Source organism: Haladaptatus ordinarius (genome assembly GCF_054177595.1).
Genome location: NZ_JBPEHH010000047.1, coordinates 1 through 16786, shown reverse-complemented (window position 1 = coordinate 16786; position 16786 = coordinate 1). Strand labels below are relative to the sequence as shown.

Sequence of the window (16786 nt, the reverse complement as noted above, 5' to 3'; positions counted from 1 at the left end):
CTCTCGAAAAGAGCGACCAGGGACTTTTTTAGAACAACCCTACTACGGAAATTCGATGAACGTCCCGAAGGACGACCAGCACCTTTTACTTGTGACACTTCCAACGTCGACCAACACACCCAATATACATCGTACTGGGAGTACCACGACAGCCACGCAAAAATGATCCTCGTCATCGACAACTACGACTCGTTCGCCTACAATCTCGTCCAGTACATCGGCGAGTTCGCCGACGAGGTGGTCGTCCGGCGAAACGACGCCATCGACGTCGCTGGCATCCACGACATAGACCCCGACGGTATCGTCGTCTCGCCCGGCCCCGGAACGCCGGAAGACGCCGGCGTCTCAGTCGCGGTATTCGCGGAGACGACCTACCCGGCGCTGGGGGTCTGTCTCGGCCACCAGGCGCTCTGTGCGGCCAACGGCGCGCCGGTCGTCCACGCTCCCGAGGTCGTCCACGGCAAGCCTTCGACGGTGACCCACGACGGCACGGGACTCTTCGCGGGGCTTCCGGCCGAGTTCGAGGTCGGGCGCTACCACTCGCTCGCGGTCGAACGAGACGACATCCCCGACGTGCTTGTGGAGACTGCGCACACGGCGGACGAGCGCGAAATCGTCATGGGCGTGCGCCACGTCGACCGCCCCCACGTCGGCGTGCAGTTCCACCCCGAAAGCATCCTCACGAACGAGGGAAAACGACTCGTTCGGAACTTCTGTGAGCGATGTGACAGTGCGACGGAAGACCGGCGACGTATCGCATAAGGAGAACAGATGGCATATCGAACGAGTAGCAATCCATGTACTACCACGTGAACGGCGACATCGTGCCCGCCGCCGAAGCCACGGTGAGCGTCCGCGACCGCGGTTTCATGTACGGCGATGCAGCGTTCGAGACCCTGCGAGCCTACAGCGGGGAGGTGTTCGAGTGGGAAGCACACGCCGACCGACTGCGGGCGACCTGCGAGGCACTCTCGCTCGACCACGGGGTCGACGACGACGCGCTTCGAACGCGCATCCGCGAGACGCTCGACGCGAACGACCTGCAGGAAGCCTACGTCAAACTCTCGATATCGAGAGGGGTACAACCGGGGAAACTCTCGCCCGGTCCCGTCGAGAATCCGAGCGTCGTCGTCGTCGTCGCCGAACTTCCACGCGGGGGAGTCGACGACGAGCGTTCCGGCGGGTCGGTGTGGGACGCTCCGGCCACGGCCGAGGTGGTCGAAACCCGACGCATCCCCGACGCCGCGCTCCCTGCACACGCGAAGACACACAATTACCTGAACGGCATCCTCGCCCGACTCGAAACCGAGGCGGACGAAGCCCTGCTGCTCGGTACGGACGGAACCGTCGCGGAAGGGGCGACGAGCAACCTGTTTTTCGTCGACGACGGGGTGCTCCACACGCCCTCCCTCTCGGGGGCGGTCCTGCCGGGAGTTACGCGTCGCGTCGTCCTCGAACTCGCGGCAGACGCCGAAATCCCGACCGAGGAGGGCCAGTACGGCCCCGACGACGTTCGGGACGCCGACGAAGCCCTCCTGACGAACACGACGTGGGAGATTCGACCGCTCGCTCGTCTCGACGACGTGGATATCGGCGGTGGCCCTACCACCAGCGAACTCACTGATGCGTTCGACGCGCTGGTCGAGTCGCGTCACTATTGAAAAGTCTCAAGCGTCCGCGTCGGTAACTCCCGTCCGATGGACGAGGACTGTCGAATTGCCGCCCTTTCCGAGATTCCGGACGATACGACGTTTCTGTTCACGATACGGAACGGTTTCGACGAAGAGGAAGCCATCCTCGTCGAACACGACGGCGAGGTCGGGGTGTGGCGCAACTACTGTCAACACTGGACGGACGTGCGCCTCGACAAAGGCGACGGGGCGACGATGCGCGACGGCGAAATCGTCTGTGGGAAACACGGCGCGCTGTTCGAATCCGACTCCGGCGTCTGCACGTACGGTCCTTGCGAGGGTGCGGTGCTCGACGCGCTCGAAATCACCGTCGAGGACGGCGTGGTGTACCTGACCGACCCCGACTACGAGTTCGTCCAACAGGGGTCGTCCATAGAGTACGACCTCTCCTCGAATCGTTCGCTCGGATTCGAATAGAGCAACGTCGCTAGAAGCGGTCCTCACCCGTCGCGAATCGTGAACGCGGGTTCGGCGATGCTCTCGCTCTTGCACTCTGGGCACCGTGACGGACGATTGGCGGGGTCGTCGAACGTGTCGAACCCGCAATCGCTACACTCGGGGGGCGCGACGAGTAGTTGTTCTCCCCCCGATTCGACCGAGCGAGCGACGTGCTCGACGTGTCGAATCGCCGCACCGGCGGTGATGTCGAACTCGGCAGCGAGCACGCTCGGTGAAGCAGTTTCCCGTCGAAGAAACGCTGCAATCTGCTCGCGCGTCGTCTCGTCGTCGCGCATAGTACCTCCTTCGAATCGCTCGTTCAAATCTCTACCGCGACGAAAGTGACAAGGTCATTCGTCTTTAGTTAAGACTCACACCTCGGTTGCGTAGCGGTAGCGAGCGTCTCTTGCAGTATCGGTCGTTGCTGGTGGATTTTCTGTGCCTCTTCGATCAGCCGCTCCAACAGCGGCGGTGGCGAGTAGCCGAGGTACTCGCCGAGTTCGTGGAGGATGAGCTGGGCGTGCGACCGGAAGGTCGCCGCCCAGCGTTCCGGCGGGAACACGATCTCATCGTCAGCCTGCTCAGTGACCAGATCCAACAGATCACGGCTCACCAGCAGTGACAGCAACGCCGCGTACAGCAGAATTTCCACGACATCCGGGTTGCTTGTGTCGAACTCGTCCAATTCGTACTGCGTCTTCAACTCACGGAACAGCGTCTCTACCTCCCATCGACACCGATACAGCGTTGCTAGATCCGCCGGCAGGAACTCCTCTCTCGGGAGATTCGTGATGTAGAGATGGTAGTCGTCGGCGTCCTCGTTGCGGACACCGACGACGCAGAACCGCTTCGTATCCAGCGACCGCGTCCCATTGTACGGCCCACGCTTGAACTCGACTTCGACCTCTACGTCGATGTACGTCCGTGAGAGGTCATCGACCACATCGTGGATCTGTTTACCCTCCAAGGGAATGGCGCGGCCGCGCCATTCCCGTAATTCCGCCGTAATCACCGGATTTGCGCTCTCTTTTAGCCGGCTCACGAAGTAGCCGTCGTTCTCATCAATCAACGCGAAGCGGCGGTACTTGAAGTACGCGAGGTCGAGCAGAACAAGCCGTCCGCACAGCCACGAACCTGTCTTGAACAGCGTGCTGTCGTGCGTTTTCTCGTCAGTTATGTCGATCCGTTCAATCATCTGGTCAGTGGCGTTGTGGAGCAGGTGGAGCTTCGCTCCAGCCTGCTCCTCGTGGCGGGCGTGGAACTGCTCGGAGAGAAACTCGTGTAACCGCAGCACGGTTCCATCGGCGATCATCACGTCCCTAAACCGGTCGATGTCAGCGTCAACAGCCTCGGGAACAGTGACCTCGTCGAGACCGCGCTCGACGAGGTCGCGGAGGTATTCTGCGAGTGACGGCGTCAGCCGGTGATAGAAGCCACCGGGAGAGATCGTCTCGTCGGCTGTGGAGTTGTAGCTGCGTCTAAACCCAGCGAGTGTTCGGCGTTCGCCTGCAGCGAAGCCGAACACGAGCGCCCACACGAGGACGGGAATCTGAAGCTTGCCGTCTCGTTCGACCACGCCGAGTTCCTCGGCGTGCTCTTCGAGGTACTCGGAGGGAAACAGTGTAGTGAGCCGACGCATAATCCGAGGTGAGGAGGTTTCGTTGTGCACACTCGACACCTCCTCATTCCTTTCGAAAAGTAGCCTCGATAAGCCGCCGCTGTCACGTGGTTCTTCTCTTAGCTAAAGACGGATGGTGACAAGGTAAACTGTTTTCCCATCGGGGTGCATGTGCTATCCTACAACAACGTCACGAGCCGCGAACGCGACCCACGGAACGGGACTCAGACACGACAACACTATGCCGAGAAATCGTACCATCCTCATCGTCGAACACGAGACCGACATCGCGCGGCAGTTCGACCGTGCACACGACGAGGTGACCGTCTACGTCGAATCGTCGGCGTCCGACTGTCTCTCACGGCTCGAAACCGGTGCGATAGACTGCATCGTCAGCAACTACGAATTGCCGGATAGCGACGGACTCTCACTGCTCCGGACGGTACGCGACGGCCATCCAAACCTCCCGTTCGTCGTGGTTACGGACGCGGGAGACGAACGAATCGCCAGCGAGGCGATCGCGGCAGACGTCAGCGACTATCTCCCGCTGGACGCAATCGACGACGTGGACGACCTCCGGGCGCGAATCGACAGCGCCGTCGACCAGCATCTCGGCGGGCGCGGAGAGGACCGGGTCAACGCGCTCATGACGGCATTTCCGGACGTCGCCTTTCTTCTCGACGAAGACGGACGGTACTGTGAGTTGCTGGTAGGGCCGAACACCGAGAGTCTGACGACCACCGCTCCGTCGGACCTCGTCGGGCGACGACTCCACGACGTGTTTCCCGACGAGATGGCAGACCGGTTTCTCGCTCACCTCCACCGGACGCTGGAGACGGGAAACACCGAGACGATGGAGTATCAACTCAACGTGTCCTCGGGAACGCGTTGGTTCGAAGCGAGGACGACCCCCCTTGGAACCACTATCGACGGCCGAGACGCCGTCGTCTGGGTCGCCCGCGACGTGACCGACCGCCGAGAGCGGGAGTTCACGCTGGCACGACAGCACGACGAACTGGAGACGTTGAACCAGATTCACCGGGTGATTCAGGGAGTCATCCACGAACTCGTCCACGCCGCGACCCGCGACAACATCGAACAGATGGTCTGTGAGCGACTGGTCGAGTCCGGCCTGTTCGAACTCGCGTGGACCGACGAGAGCGAGGTCAACCGAAATGGCGTCACGCCGCGAACCCGCGCCGGCGGTATCGACGGCTACCTCGACACCCTCGTCGAGATGGGGTCGGCCATCGGCGACGACCCCGCCGACGTGGCGATGCGAACGGACGAACTACAGGCCATTCGCGACGTTCGGGAGACCGACAAACTCCCCGACGACGTGTGTGCGGAAGCCGTCGAGCGAGGAATCGAGTCGGGGATTTCCATCCCGCTATCGTACGGAAACACGATGTACGGAACCCTCTCGCTCGTCTCGACGCAGACGGGCGTCCTGAGCGAACGAGCACTGGACGCCCTCGAAATCCTCGGTGACACCATCGGGTTCGCCATCAACGCCGTGAAGAACAAGAAACTCTTGTTGTCGGATAGCTCCGTCGAGTTGGAGTTTCGGGTGACCGACACGAGAGAGCTGTTTCTCTCGGTGTCCTCCCGTCTCGATTGCGAGTGTTACCTGCACGGGCTCGTTCCCGCCACCGAGGGGCAACTGCTTCACTACGTGCGAGTCGAGGACGCACCAGCAGAACACGTCGAAGAGATAGTCTCCAACGCGGAGTCGGTCGTCGAGTGTCGTCTCATCGACACCGACGAATCGGGGTGCGTGCTCGAAGTCGAGATGGTCGCGTCGACGGTCAAGCGACTCGTCGAGGCAGGTGCAGCCGTTCAGTCGGCCACGGCGAACGGCGGTGAGGTCTCCATCGTCGCGGAAGTGCCACACGATACCGACGTTCGAAAGGTCGTGGATACGTTTCAGTCGGCCTATCCCGACTCCGAGTTGATCGGAAAGCGGACGATAGACCGTCCCATCCAGACCGCCCAGGAGTTTCGACAGGCGCTCACCGACCGACTCACCGACCGACAGGAGACAGCACTTCGAACCGCCTACTTCGCGGGCTACTACGACTGGCCGCGGGGAAGCACGGCAGAAGAGATCGCACAGTCGCTCGATATCGCGTCGGCGACGCTCCACTATCACCTGCGGCGGGCACAGTACGAACTGCTCGCCGCGTTCTTCGACGATTAGTACGTGAGCAATCCGAAAGCGAGCAAGAGCACGACGATGGCCACCAGACCGTAGCCGACGCCGAACAACTGCTGGGTCGTCGCGTGTCCACCGGGAGTCACCGTCCAGACGAGATAGTAGTACGTTCCCATCACAGACACGACGGCCCCGACGGTCGAGAGCACGAGCGCGTTGGTAAGTGTGACCCCAAGCGCCACGAGCGACGGCGGGAACGACGAGTACCAGACCAGCACCCCGAGTCCCGAAACGACGAGAAACGGAACCGGGTCGACCGACAGACCGTGACGGTTTCGCAACATCACGTCGTATTACGGACGCTTTTGCCCTGACTCTGATGGCCCCGTGAGAGATGAAAAAGGACTTACGGGCCGCGAGTGACCATGCGGCTATGAAAGCCGTCGTCCTCGCTGGCGGATACGCGACTCGGCTGTGGCCGATCACGAAACACCGGCCGAAGATGTTCCTGCCCATCGGCGAAACCACGGTCATCGACCGCATCTTCGCCGACCTCGAAGCAGACGACCGCATCGACACGGTCTACGTCAGCACCAACGAACGCTTCGCCGACGATTTCGAAACCCACCTCGCCGAAAGCGAGTTCGAAAAACCCCAACTGAGCGTCGAAGACACCGCCGAAGAAGACGAGAAGTTCGGCGTCGTCGGCGCGCTCGCCCAGCTCGTCGACCGCGAGGGAGTGGACGACGACCTGCTGGTCATCGCCGGCGACAACCTCATCAGCTTCGACATCGACGACTTCGTCGACTTCTTCGAGAACAAGGACGCACCCTGTCTCGCCGCCTACGACGTCGGCAGCAAAGAACTCGCGAAATCCTACGGGCTGGTCGAACTCGACGGCGAGCGCGTCGTCGACTTCCAGGAGAAACCCGCCGACCCCAACTCCACGCTCGTCTCCATCGCCTGCTACGCCTTCACCCGCGAGAATCTCCCCCTGCTCGAACAGTACCTCGCCGACGGCAACAACCCCGACGAACCCGGCTGGTTCATCCAGTGGCTGCAGGCCCGCGAACCGGTGTTCGCCTACTCGTTCGACGAAGCGTGGTACGACATCGGCACGCCCGAGAGCTACCTCGACGCCGTCGCGTGGTACCTCGACGGCGACACCTACGTCGCCGAGTCCGCCACGATAGAAGAAACCACCATCGGCGAGAACGTCCACGTGATGGACGGCGTCGAACTCCGGAACGCGAACCTCACCAACGCCATCATCTTCCCGAACGCGACGGTGCGCGACTGTGACGTGCGCGATTCCATCATCGACGAGAAGACGCACGTCGAAAACATGGACCTGGCGGGTGCGCTCATCGGCGCACACACGCAGATTACGAACGGCGGACGGGACGACCGATAACTGCACTGGCGTCGATTTTCACGCACCGGTTCCTCGCTCGTATCACTCCTTTGCTCGGGTGTCCTCGCGCCGTCGGCGCTGCGGGCACCGCTCGCGCAAAAATTCTGCATCAAAAAAGCCCGCTCGCTCACGACGTTCGCTCGCGGAACCACCTACCCTAATCGAGCATCCGCAATCTGTATCGTTCCTCGAGTTCCATCCCACTCGGTCTCGTACTCCAGCTCGATAGGCCGCGCCATGTGCGGTGCGTCGGTCACCAGCGTCTCGAACTCCCCGCCCTCGCCCAGCACGTGGACGCCGTACTCGTCGTTGAGTCGCTCCAGTTCGGCCAGCGCCTCGGCGTCGAGCGTTCGACCGAGCCACGATTCGTCCAGTCCGTAGGCCGCGACCTGCACGATTCGAATCTCGAACCCGGCGTCTATCATCGCGTGGCCGAGTTCGAGGGGGTCTTCCTGCCAGAGCGGGGCATACAACTCGATGTCGAGGCGGTCACTGAGCGCCCGAATCCGACTCGTCTGGAACTCGCTTTCGACCGCACCGGCCGTGACGCCGCCGAGGTCGACGTCGAGGCCGCGGAGCGCAGTTTCCAGCGTCTCGGTCTCCCTGTCTCCCTGTTCGCCCGCGTCCACCGCGGATTCGGCGTCGAAGTCGCCGTCGACCTCCACGAGCGGGATGCCGATGCTCTCGGCGGCGAGCGCCGCGAGGTCGGTCGCCGGAACGTGATACATGTACGAATCGCCCGTGGGATGGACGGTGAGCAGTCGCTCGACGTTCAGGCCTTTTTCGAGCGCCCGGTAGAGCGCCCACGAGGAGTCCTTGCCGCCGGAAAAGAGGCTGACCCACGCCTGCCGGTTCATGGGAGAGGTATCGGTTCGCGGGATAAAGGGGACTCGGTTGCGCGCCGTGTCACCGTCGACTGTGCAAATCCAGTTACTCGACCAGTTCCTCTTCCAGCGCCGTGCCGCTCACGTACGACGCCACGCGGATTCCGAGCAGGCTGACGAAGATGCCGAGCACGACGTAGACCGCCAGTCGACTGCCGGGGTCGAGCGTGAACGGTTCGATGGTGGTTTCTCCGACCGATATCTCCGGGACGACGACGGGAGCGATCTTCTCGGCCTGCTGGAGGAAGTACGCCGAGAACCCGCGGACGACCAGCCCCACCGCGAGCACGCCGAAGGGCAGGTTCAGGTAGGAGTTTCGCACCCGGTCGTTGCGGATGGCCTCGTCCAGCAGGCGACCCATGCTCGCCGTGAGTGCGGCCACTGCAATCCACGGGACGCTCTCGAAGGTGAACGCCATCGCGGGAATGAGAACGCCGTCGGAGGCGTCCATCGGCGCGGCCTCGTACGCGCCGGCGAACACGCCGATGAGCGACAACCCCACGCCGACGACGTAGGTGACGATGGACACCCGACCGGAGTACAGCGCGTCGCGGGCCTGCGCGGGGAACTCCCGGATGTAGTCGCCGATGGCGAGTCCCTTGTAGAGCGTGAACAGCCCGATGACCGCGGTGATGGCCGCCGCCGCCATCGCCGGGCCGGACAGCATGAGCAAGATTGGGAAGGCGATGAGCGCGATGCCGGTCGGCACGAGCACGGTCTGGCGCAACTCTTCGTCGGCGAGGAACTGTTTCAACAGGTAGTAGGTCGATTCGATGTCGCGGGCCTGTCGGACGACCACGCGGTCAACCGCGTCCACGCGAACCCGACTTTCGACGATGGGGACGAGACGTTCGTCCTCCGCGCTGTCGATGACGATGATGGCGGAGTCGGGACTGTGCTTTGCCACTAGCTCGTCCATCTGCATGGCGACGGCGCGGTCTGCACCGACGCGCGTCTCGGCGGTACCGGAGATGACCGCGACCGTCGTCTCCTCGTCCCCGTCGCGCAGGTCGCGCGCGACCCGGAGGGCTTCGAGCAGACAGTTGACACTCGAATCCTCCGGGTCCGCGAGACCGACGTCGGTGACGAGCGACCTGACCGCCTCCCATCCGGCGACGGGCATCTCCAGTCCGGTCTTGCGTCCGATGTCGTTGTTGCGGTCGACACAGACGACCAGCGTGCTCATTCGGTATCTCCATTCAGACGGGCAGGGGATAAAAAGGTCTTCTTCGTTTCAACTTCCCGTCGTCCGAGTCCGACGACCGTGAGACGATGTCTCAATCGTTTTGGCCCGCCTAAAAATCGGAACACTTTTGTTATTTAGGTGGACCTAAACCAGTATATGCGAACCGAGAGACGGACTCTGTTGAAAGTCGGCGGAGCGACGCTCGCGAGTTCATTGCTCGCCGGCTGTGGGAGTCTCACCGGAGATTCGAAAACCGAAGCGAAAGACGTCACGGCGAAGGCGGCCATCGCAGCCGAGTGGAACGCCATGCGCGCCAGACTGCACGACGCGTTCGCACTCGGTGTCGCGGGCGAGTTCGAGGCGGGCGCAACCGTCGCGGAGGACGTCTTCGCACGCTTCGAACAGGCGAGTGGCGAGTGGGGCGCACACGAGAAACTCGAACACACGAGCGAGAAACACTACGAGGAGTTCGAAGAGGCGCTCGGACAACTGAAGACCGCCCTGAAGGAGAAAAACAGCAAGGAGACGAAGATAGAACTCGGTCTGGGGAACGAACACCTCCGAAAGGCACAGGTCGAACTCGTCGGCGAGACGAACGTCCGGGCGCTCGACCTGCAACTGCTGGGCGCACGCTTCGAGGACAGCGCCATGCTCGCTGCCGCCGGGAAGTCCGACGCGGCCCGACAGGTCGCAGAAACCGCGTTCGATGCGTTCGAGAAAGGACCGCTCCACGACAGCCTCGAATCGGCGAGTTCGGAGACCTACGAGTCGTTCGAGAGCGCCGCCAAGACGACGATTCGGGCCGCGAAGAACGGGAAACGGGCCGTCGTCCGAAAGCAAGCCAACCACGCCGTCACCGCCGCCGTCTCCGGGTCGTACGACCTCGGCACCGAGAACACCGCCGGGGCGGGCCACCTCGCAGTGCTACAGGCACAGGGCTTCGACGCGAAAGCCCTCGCGTCGCTCGGCGGCCCCTCGACATCGTTCGCGCACGCCGCGACGCTGAACACGTACCGTGCTCGCGCCGCAGACTGCGAGTGGGTGGCCGCGCAGGGAGCGACGGCACAGGCGAAACGGATGGCCAAAGACGTCTTCGCCCACTTCGAGGGTGCAAAGGCACACGACCCGCTGGAACACGCCGACCACGCGGCGTACGAGAAGTTCGAGCACGGTCTCGAAGAACTCCCCCTGGCCGCCGGGAACGGCAATACAAAGGCCATCGAACACGCACTCGGCGAAATCGACGGCAGTCTCCGGACGGGTATCGACACCCTGGTCGGCGGAACCGATGCAGCCATCCTCCAGTCGGGATACTTTCGCGCGCGGTTCGGCGACGCGATGGAACTCCACGCCCGCGGCGAGTCGAACGCCGCAGCGACCATCGCCCAGTCGCTCTTCGAGCGCTTCGAGAAGAACGAACTCGGCTTCCACGAGGCGCTCGAACACGAGAGCGAGAAACTCTACGAACGCTTCGAGCACGAACACCTGAAAGAGGGGTTGATTCCGGCACTGAAGAACGGAAACGACGCTGCGGCGAAAAAACACTTCGAGGGCGTCCTGACGGCTCTCCTCGACTTCGAGAAGAAAGCGGGAACTGCATCGCTCGTCGCCGGGGCGGAGGCCACGTTCATGGCCGGTCGTGCGTTCGACGCCGCCGGAGTCGCGGCGCTCGGCGATACGAAGCGTGCAAAGAGCGTCGTCACGGCGACGTTCGAACACTTCGAAAGCGGCGCAGGCGGGTTCCACGAATCGCTCGAACGGGCGAACCACGACCGCTACGAATCGTTCGAGAAGGCGCTCGGCAGCGTCAAAGGCGGAACCGACGTCTACCCGAAGGCAAAACGATTCGGCAACCAGGCAGTCCAGTCGGTCTACGCCGTCGTGAAGAACGCAGGCGGGGACTTCGGCGATCAGGCCGCGACGGTCGTACAGGATACCTTCCAGCAGTTCGAACGGGCGAAGGTCCACGAGAGCCTCGAAACGGCCGACCACGCCGTCTACGAGACCTTCGAAAAGAACCTGAACGAGTACGCCAACGCGTTGAAATCGGTCGAGGGTGTCGATTTGGCCAACGAGGCGTTCGCCCGCGCCGCCCTCCGTGCACAGTTCGCCGTCGTCGGAGAGGTCGGAAAGGCCCCCGTCGGAAAGGGGTCGGACGACGGAGAAACGAAGACGAAACTGAAAGGCGGTCCGAACGTCCAGCAGGGCGTTCCAGGCGACGCGGACCACGTGGTCGAGATGAAGGCAGTCTCGTTCGCCCCCGAAAAACTGAGTGTGAAGAAAGGGGATACTGTCGCGTGGAAACACGTCGGCGGTGAGGCCCACTCGGTCACCGCCCGCGAGGGCAAACTCCCGACGGACGCGAACTACTGGGCGTCCGGAGACTTCGACTCCGAGAAGGCGGCCACCGATGGCTGGGAGAAGGGAAAAGGCGCAGTGCAGTCCGGTCAGTCGTTCGTCCACACCTTCGAGACGAAGGGGACGTTCGAGTACTACTGCATCCCCCACGAATCGGCGGACATGACCGGACGAATCGTCGTGGAGTAATCAGACGTTTCCGTTCAGCGCGTCGAAAATTCCGTCGGTGAACTCCCGGTCAGTCCACAGATTGCCTTCCATACCACCCGCGACGACCGCCGATTCGACGGGAACCTGTCCGCCACCCATGCGTGCGTGGCCGCCTGCGTCGGCACCAGGAATGTCGGAGACGGCAGTCTGGAGCGCTTTGCCCATGTGAACCCGGTCGTCTCGCGAGCGTCCCGAGATGTGGAGCGTGTCTTCTCGCCTGCCGTAGACGACGACTGCGGTCACACCTTCCAGTTGCATGAGTTCGTCCGCGGCCTGCGGAACGGCGTCGGCGTTCGTGATTTTCCCGACGTTACAGACCGCGAACGACCCGCGAACCTCGCGTTCGGTGATGGCTCGTGATTTGATTTCGAGTACTTCGGCGCTCACCTGCGGATTCGCGATTCGGTCGAGGCAGTGTTCGTCGACACCCCGATAGAGGTACGCGCTCGCCGCGAAGTCGGCTTCGATACAACCGTTCGTCAAGTGCTTCGTGTCCGACTGGATACCGTAGAGGAGACCGGTTGCGATGTTGGTAGGGAGAACGAATTCGTCGTCGTCCGGAGAGACGTCCGGCCCGACCGGTTCCGCCCCGAGTTCCATGAAATACTCCGCGACGATGGTCGAACACGAACCGTAGTTCGTCCGTTTGTCGGTGAACACTTCACCCGACCCGTTTCCGGGATGGTGGTCGATGACCGCGTACGGTTCGATTCGTTCCGCACCGTCGAACCCGCGCGGCGTGTTGTGGTCGACGAGGACGATGGTAGAAGTAGCGAGGTCGGTGACGTGTTCGACGCGTTCGAGTTCCAGGTCGAGAATCGTTCGAAACGCACGATTCTCCTGATGCCGAATCTGGCCCGAGTATTGAATCGTCGTCTCCGTTCCGACCTCCTTCGCGAGATACGAGACGGCAATCGCACAGGCCATCGAGTCGGGGTCGGGATTCGGGTGCATCAGGACGACGATTTCGTCCCGTTTCGCCAGTGTCCGTTTGAGTCTGGCACCCATCGGTCGGCGAATCCAGCGCACGACCAGCCAGAGCGAGACCGCGAGCACCACAATCCCGAGTGTGGCACCGACCACAAGTAACGGATTTTCGGAGCTGTAAACCTGCGCCTCACGAAACAGCCCCCGGACCGACTGGTCGGCCAGAAACTCCATACAACGTGGTCGATTTGCGATGACAAGAACTTTTCCCAACGATAACACGTGTCAGACGTTTGTGTGCTCTCCGTACGACGAAACTGCGTCACGGTATCCTTCACGAAACGTCGGATATCGGAGTTCGTAGCCCAGGTTTCGTAACTTCTCGTTCGAACACCGCTTGCTCGACCGCGCTCGGTCGGTGGTGGCGTCCGTCTCCGACGATTTCGTCGGACGCTCGACACCACACTGCTCTGCGAGCCAGTTGGCCAGCGTCGGTTTCCAGACCGGTTCGTCGTCGGCGACGAGGATGACTTCGTTTTCTGCCACTCCAGTCTCCAGTAGGAACCGAACTGCACCCGCCGCGTCGTCCCGATGGAGCAAATTCAGATATCGCTCCGATATCGGGCCGTCGAGATACCGTTCCAGTCGGTACCGGTCGGGACCGTACAGACCTGCGAATCGAGCGACGGTCCAGTCTGCGGTACACTCTTCGCGCACGATTCGTTCGGCTTCGGCCAGTATCTCCTCTCGTTCGGTTCGCGGTTCCAGCGGCGTCGTCTCGTCCACCCACGCTCCATCACGGTCGCCGTACACGCCCGTACTCGACGTGTACACGACTCGTTCAGGTGGTGTAGCGCGTCCGCCGAAGTGGTCGAGCGTCGTTCGAAGCCCATCGACGTAGGCGCTCCGTGCGGCGTCCGAACCGCGACTGTCTGCACTCGCCGCGTACACGACGGCGTCCGCGTCGGGTATCGCGGCGAGGGAGTCCGTGTCCGTCGCGTCCGCCTGTATCCCGTCGAATCCCGCATCCTCGATTGCCCGAATCCCGGTAGGAGACCGCCGGACGCCGACCGCGTCGTGACCCGCCCGAACCAACTGCCGACCGAGTTCGAGACCGACGTAACCACACCCGAGGATTACGACCTTCATGCGATTACTTCCGACCGGGGCGCGGATAACTCCCCCGTCTCTCGAGTACCACCCGTATCACTCGGATGCCATTGGCTGTTACCTGCTCTCGGGCCACTGCCCGTCGCTGTCGAGTGGCATCTGCGCTGGGTGACCGCTACTGGTCCCCTCGTTCGGCGATGAAGTGGTAGACGAGCGCGTACTCTTCGAGCGTCATCGGTGCTCGTCCCTCGATTTTCTGCTGGATGGCTCGCGCACCGAGGTCACTCTCGACGTTCGACGCGAGCGTGTCTACGTCGAGCAACGAGGTCGTCATCCCCATCAGCAGGTGGTCGCGTACCTCGAGGAGGATGGTGTCCTTCGAGGGGGCGTCCCCGGTGGCGAGGATGGCCGCAGCGTCTTCGAGCACGATTTCGGATGCGTCGCCGTCTGCGATGGATTCGAGCGTTTCACGGTCGAGTCCCGTCTGCGCTGCCACTTCGTCCGGACCGACCGATTCTATCGTCTCCGCGAGTTCCGCCACGTACTGCGCTCGCAGTTCTGCCGGCGACGTCGCTCCGGGGTCGTCTATCTCGTCGTAGAGCATGGTCGGTACGAGGGTACCGCGTGTGAAAGGGGTTGTTGCTTCGGGCTGTCCACCCCGGCGAGCATTCGTCGGCATCGCCGTTCACGTCCCCGACGCCCGTCTTACCCGGGGGAACAGCGATGACGACGGTCGTCTCCGTATCGAACGTTATCCAGGTCGTCCGACCCAGTGTTTCTCTTTCGCCATCGTCATCCACGTCCAGACGTACCGGTCGATTTTGCCGCGTGTACGCGACCGACGCACCGGGCGTGACGGGTGAGCCTCGTCGCGCCCGCACCGTGAACTGACCGTACGTTCCCGACACGTCGACGTGCCAGACGTTGACCGTCGCGTACCAATGACATCCTCCCCGCCGTGAACGACGGGGTTTCCTCGCGCTGGGGGTATCGCTTACCGACCCACGGAGGCAACTTGCGGGTTCGTATGCTCCTCGTTGGGAACTGAGCATGGTGACTCTGACCACTCGTGGTCGTCCCACTTGAGGCATACAGGCCGTGCCATCGACCGTGTTACCGTTGTCTGCCGTCTCAAGAACGTCTCTGACGCCACGAAGTCGGCGTGCCCCTCGAATCCACACGAACACGTCAACGTATCCCTGTGGCGCGTCGTATCCTCAGTCGAACCACAGTTGGGGCACTCCTGACTCGTCCACGCCTCAGACCGTACCTCTACCGAAATTCCGTATTCTTCGGCGGTACACGCCAGTGGGTTCACGAACGCTCTGAGCGCCCAGAAGTTGTGCGTCTTCGCGTTCGTCTCGACCGACCAGTGCGTATCGAGTACGTCCGTTAACGCCCCGACGTACACTGTCGAAACACCTTCGTCGCAGAGGCGTTCGATAAGGTCACGAGCGAGCGCATCCTGGACGTGGTCACGTCGCTTGGTCCGTCGGCCATACAGGCGTCGGATTCGGTGACTACTGTATCGGCCGTCTTCTAACAACGATTGGAGCCGGGCGATTTCTCGCGTTGTCTCGCGGAATCGCTTGAACAGGTCGCGTCCTTCGTACAGGAGTTGTGAGCCGGTCGTAGTCGTACAGGCGACGAGATTGTTCGCACCAATATCCAGAGCGGATTCTTCCGAACCCAGTGGTTGTGCCAGTCGAGAATGGTCTTTGCTGATGGTGACTGGCTGAAAGGCCCTGAACGATTGTGCTTGCTCGTCGTAGAACAACTCTAACCGACCCTGCTTGTCGTACTCCTTCCAGTTTGGTTCGCCTCGAACTTCGAGCCGGAGGCGTTCGCGGTATCCAAGCCCGTATTCGTCTTTCAAGTCTTGGCCGACGAGGATTTCGAGTCGGGAGTATTCACCCCACTCAACTGAGTACGACATATTTCGGATGTACGTGCGAAGTTTTCGACCATCTTCGGCGTTGCCCCAGAAGCCGGGTTTGCCGTTGGCGTTACCCTTCTTTTTGAGTACGAAGAACGACTGCCACGCTTCGCGGTTCTTCCGTTCGATTTGCTGAACCGTCGAAGCACCGAGAACACCACCGTAGCGACCGCGATATTCGCTGATTTCCCATACGTCGCCATCTGTATCAGCGTAGTTCTCACGACGCTCGTAGTTGATTTCGTTCCAGAGAGCAGCAGAAGCGTCCAACAGGCGTCGAAGCAACTCCTCGTGCTCGTCGGACTGAGGAATCACATCGAACGTATTGGCTCGCTTCATCGACTAATGGTTGCACCAGAACACACATAAAGATGAGGTTTGTGTGCTACTGCATGGTCGAAGTTCGTATCGAGTTCGATGACGATGACCAGTATGAGCGGTTGAAGGAATTGAAGAAACACCGTGGGTTGACGTGGAAGGGGTTGCTCCTCGAAGGCGAGAAAAAGGTCAGGGAGGATACCCTCGAGTAAGCGTCGAACGTGGTCTGTGTCGTGGAGTGTCGGAGTCACGCCCGCCCTAAACAGTAGTTGCCGAATCAAATCGGCGACAGAGGTGAAGCGATCACTCTGACAGCTCAGTTGAGGTTGCGCTGGAACGGCGGTTCAAGAATCAGAATCGAGGGTCGAAGGACCGCCGCCGCTTGGCGGCGGTCCTGAGCGTTGTCACTCACGATGGACGTTCTGACCGGTTTTCCCGGTCGGAGTGACCCACCCGCTAGCCGTAATCTGTCGAGAGGACAAATGTACGAAAGATTCGTGTTGAGATCGGTGGCTTCGTTGGTATTCTATCAGCTGAGACG

General features: G+C 61.8%; 17 protein-coding genes. 7 read left to right on the top strand and 10 right to left on the bottom strand.

What is annotated here, in order from left to right; all coding sequences use genetic code 11:
* Nucleotides 1-162: 162 nt before the first annotated feature.
* Genes ACR3FF_RS16375 through ACR3FF_RS16365 form a run of 3 tightly spaced genes read left to right on the top strand, consistent with a single transcriptional unit; the run spans nucleotide 163 to nucleotide 2108 of the window.
* On the top strand, nucleotides 163-762 hold the full coding sequence (locus ACR3FF_RS16375) for an anthranilate synthase component II (protein ID WP_458189164.1): 600 nt from the start codon (nucleotides 163-165) through the stop codon (nucleotides 760-762).
* A 35-nt stretch (nucleotides 763-797) separates the two neighbouring features.
* Nucleotides 798-1661, top strand: a complete 864-nt coding sequence (locus ACR3FF_RS16370; RefSeq protein WP_458189163.1) for an aminotransferase class IV — start codon at nucleotides 798-800, stop codon at nucleotides 1659-1661.
* 36 nt (nucleotides 1662-1697) lie between these two features.
* Nucleotides 1698-2108 (top strand): Rieske (2Fe-2S) protein, encoded by a 411-nt coding sequence (locus ACR3FF_RS16365; protein WP_458189162.1) that lies wholly within the window; start codon nucleotides 1698-1700, stop codon nucleotides 2106-2108.
* A gap of 23 nt (nucleotides 2109-2131) precedes the next feature.
* On the opposite strand, the gene ACR3FF_RS16360 is transcribed toward ACR3FF_RS16365, so the two are convergent.
* Together ACR3FF_RS16360 and ACR3FF_RS16355 are read right to left on the bottom strand one after the other, a co-directional pair.
* Nucleotides 2132-2425, bottom strand: coding sequence for a transcriptional regulator (locus tag ACR3FF_RS16360; RefSeq protein WP_458189161.1), 294 nt, complete (start codon nucleotides 2423-2425; stop codon nucleotides 2132-2134).
* A 68-nt stretch (nucleotides 2426-2493) separates the two neighbouring features.
* Complete coding sequence (locus ACR3FF_RS16355) at nucleotides 2494-3768, bottom strand: IS4 family transposase (protein WP_458189188.1); 1275 nt, start codon at nucleotides 3766-3768, stop codon at nucleotides 2494-2496.
* A gap of 220 nt (nucleotides 3769-3988) precedes the next feature.
* On the opposite strand from ACR3FF_RS16355, the gene ACR3FF_RS16350 reads away from it, so the two are divergent.
* The gene (locus ACR3FF_RS16350; protein WP_458189160.1) at nucleotides 3989-5947 is read left to right on the top strand and encodes a bacterio-opsin activator domain-containing protein; all 1959 of its coding nucleotides are present in this window, start codon (nucleotides 3989-3991) and stop codon (nucleotides 5945-5947) included.
* Here the strand turns inward: ACR3FF_RS16350 and ACR3FF_RS16345 are convergent.
* On the bottom strand, nucleotides 5944-6249 hold the full coding sequence (locus tag ACR3FF_RS16345; protein ID WP_458189159.1) for a hypothetical protein: 306 nt from the start codon (nucleotides 6247-6249) through the stop codon (nucleotides 5944-5946). The two genes, ACR3FF_RS16350 and ACR3FF_RS16345, sit on opposite strands and share 4 nt — an antisense overlap.
* Before the next feature lie 86 nt (nucleotides 6250-6335).
* Here ACR3FF_RS16345 and ACR3FF_RS16340 point away from each other — a divergent pair, with 86 nt between their 5' ends.
* Complete coding sequence (locus tag ACR3FF_RS16340; RefSeq protein WP_458189187.1) at nucleotides 6336-7316, top strand: sugar phosphate nucleotidyltransferase; 981 nt, start codon at nucleotides 6336-6338, stop codon at nucleotides 7314-7316.
* A 152-nt stretch (nucleotides 7317-7468) separates the two neighbouring features.
* Here ACR3FF_RS16340 and ACR3FF_RS16335 read toward each other — a convergent pair whose 3' ends face one another.
* Both ACR3FF_RS16335 and ACR3FF_RS16330 read right to left on the bottom strand, forming a co-directional pair.
* Nucleotides 7469-8173: a diphthine--ammonia ligase gene (locus ACR3FF_RS16335; RefSeq protein ID WP_458189158.1), complete on the bottom strand. Its 705-nt coding sequence runs from the start codon at nucleotides 8171-8173 to the stop codon at nucleotides 7469-7471.
* A gap of 73 nt (nucleotides 8174-8246) precedes the next feature.
* Nucleotides 8247-9386, bottom strand: a complete 1140-nt coding sequence (locus tag ACR3FF_RS16330; protein ID WP_458189157.1) for a DUF373 family protein — start codon at nucleotides 9384-9386, stop codon at nucleotides 8247-8249.
* 156 nt (nucleotides 9387-9542) lie between these two features.
* Here ACR3FF_RS16330 and ACR3FF_RS16325 point away from each other — a divergent pair, with 156 nt between their 5' ends.
* Nucleotides 9543-11933, top strand: coding sequence for a DUF5059 domain-containing protein (locus ACR3FF_RS16325; protein ID WP_458189156.1), 2391 nt, complete (start codon nucleotides 9543-9545; stop codon nucleotides 11931-11933).
* Here ACR3FF_RS16325 and ACR3FF_RS16320 read toward each other — a convergent pair whose 3' ends face one another.
* The 5 genes from ACR3FF_RS16320 to ACR3FF_RS16300 form a co-directional block, all read right to left on the bottom strand.
* The gene (locus ACR3FF_RS16320; RefSeq protein WP_458189155.1) at nucleotides 11934-13115 is read right to left on the bottom strand and encodes a DHH family phosphoesterase; all 1182 of its coding nucleotides are present in this window, start codon (nucleotides 13113-13115) and stop codon (nucleotides 11934-11936) included.
* A gap of 51 nt (nucleotides 13116-13166) precedes the next feature.
* The gene (locus tag ACR3FF_RS16315; RefSeq protein WP_458189154.1) at nucleotides 13167-14030 is read right to left on the bottom strand and encodes an SDR family oxidoreductase; all 864 of its coding nucleotides are present in this window, start codon (nucleotides 14028-14030) and stop codon (nucleotides 13167-13169) included.
* A gap of 136 nt (nucleotides 14031-14166) precedes the next feature.
* The gene (locus ACR3FF_RS16310; RefSeq protein ID WP_458189153.1) at nucleotides 14167-14532 is read right to left on the bottom strand and encodes a DUF5791 family protein; all 366 of its coding nucleotides are present in this window, start codon (nucleotides 14530-14532) and stop codon (nucleotides 14167-14169) included.
* On the bottom strand, nucleotides 14459-15043 hold the full coding sequence (locus ACR3FF_RS16305) for a DUF7286 family protein (RefSeq protein ID WP_458189152.1): 585 nt from the start codon (nucleotides 15041-15043) through the stop codon (nucleotides 14459-14461). The genes ACR3FF_RS16310 and ACR3FF_RS16305 overlap by 74 nt, the downstream gene beginning before the upstream one ends.
* Nucleotides 14986-16266, bottom strand: coding sequence for an RNA-guided endonuclease InsQ/TnpB family protein (locus tag ACR3FF_RS16300; protein ID WP_458189151.1), 1281 nt, complete (start codon nucleotides 16264-16266; stop codon nucleotides 14986-14988). The genes ACR3FF_RS16305 and ACR3FF_RS16300 overlap by 58 nt, the downstream gene beginning before the upstream one ends.
* 53 nt (nucleotides 16267-16319) lie before the next feature.
* Between ACR3FF_RS16300 and ACR3FF_RS16295 the strand changes: the two genes are divergently transcribed.
* A complete protein-coding gene (locus ACR3FF_RS16295) occupies nucleotides 16320-16457 on the top strand; it encodes a hypothetical protein (protein ID WP_458189150.1) in 138 nt (45 codons plus the stop codon).
* Nucleotides 16458-16786 lie beyond the last annotated feature (329 nt).

What these genes read in the sequence shown, in the direction of transcription:
- ACR3FF_RS16375 (WP_458189164.1), top strand. Translation starts at nt 163, where the DNA reads ATGATCCTCGTCATCGACAACTACGACTCGTTCGCCTACAATCTCGTC.
- ACR3FF_RS16370 (WP_458189163.1), top strand. Translation starts at nt 798, where the DNA reads ATGTACTACCACGTGAACGGCGACATCGTGCCCGCCGCCGAAGCCACG.
- ACR3FF_RS16365 (WP_458189162.1), top strand. Translation starts at nt 1,698, where the DNA reads ATGGACGAGGACTGTCGAATTGCCGCCCTTTCCGAGATTCCGGACGAT.
- ACR3FF_RS16360 (WP_458189161.1), bottom strand. Translation starts at nt 2,425, where the DNA reads ATGCGCGACGACGAGACGACGCGCGAGCAGATTGCAGCGTTTCTTCGA.
- ACR3FF_RS16355 (WP_458189188.1), bottom strand. Translation starts at nt 3,768, where the DNA reads ATGCGTCGGCTCACTACACTGTTTCCCTCCGAGTACCTCGAAGAGCAC.
- ACR3FF_RS16350 (WP_458189160.1), top strand. Translation starts at nt 3,989, where the DNA reads ATGCCGAGAAATCGTACCATCCTCATCGTCGAACACGAGACCGACATC.
- ACR3FF_RS16340 (WP_458189187.1), top strand. Translation starts at nt 6,336, where the DNA reads ATGAAAGCCGTCGTCCTCGCTGGCGGATACGCGACTCGGCTGTGGCCG.
- ACR3FF_RS16335 (WP_458189158.1), bottom strand. Translation starts at nt 8,173, where the DNA reads ATGAACCGGCAGGCGTGGGTCAGCCTCTTTTCCGGCGGCAAGGACTCC.
- ACR3FF_RS16330 (WP_458189157.1), bottom strand. Translation starts at nt 9,386, where the DNA reads ATGAGCACGCTGGTCGTCTGTGTCGACCGCAACAACGACATCGGACGC.
- ACR3FF_RS16325 (WP_458189156.1), top strand. Translation starts at nt 9,543, where the DNA reads ATGCGAACCGAGAGACGGACTCTGTTGAAAGTCGGCGGAGCGACGCTC.
- ACR3FF_RS16320 (WP_458189155.1), bottom strand. Translation starts at nt 13,115, where the DNA reads ATGGAGTTTCTGGCCGACCAGTCGGTCCGGGGGCTGTTTCGTGAGGCG.
- ACR3FF_RS16315 (WP_458189154.1), bottom strand. Translation starts at nt 14,030, where the DNA reads ATGAAGGTCGTAATCCTCGGGTGTGGTTACGTCGGTCTCGAACTCGGT.
- ACR3FF_RS16305 (WP_458189152.1), bottom strand. Translation starts at nt 15,043, where the DNA reads ATGCTCAGTTCCCAACGAGGAGCATACGAACCCGCAAGTTGCCTCCGT.
- ACR3FF_RS16300 (WP_458189151.1), bottom strand. Translation starts at nt 16,266, where the DNA reads ATGAAGCGAGCCAATACGTTCGATGTGATTCCTCAGTCCGACGAGCAC.
- ACR3FF_RS16295 (WP_458189150.1), top strand. Translation starts at nt 16,320, where the DNA reads ATGGTCGAAGTTCGTATCGAGTTCGATGACGATGACCAGTATGAGCGG.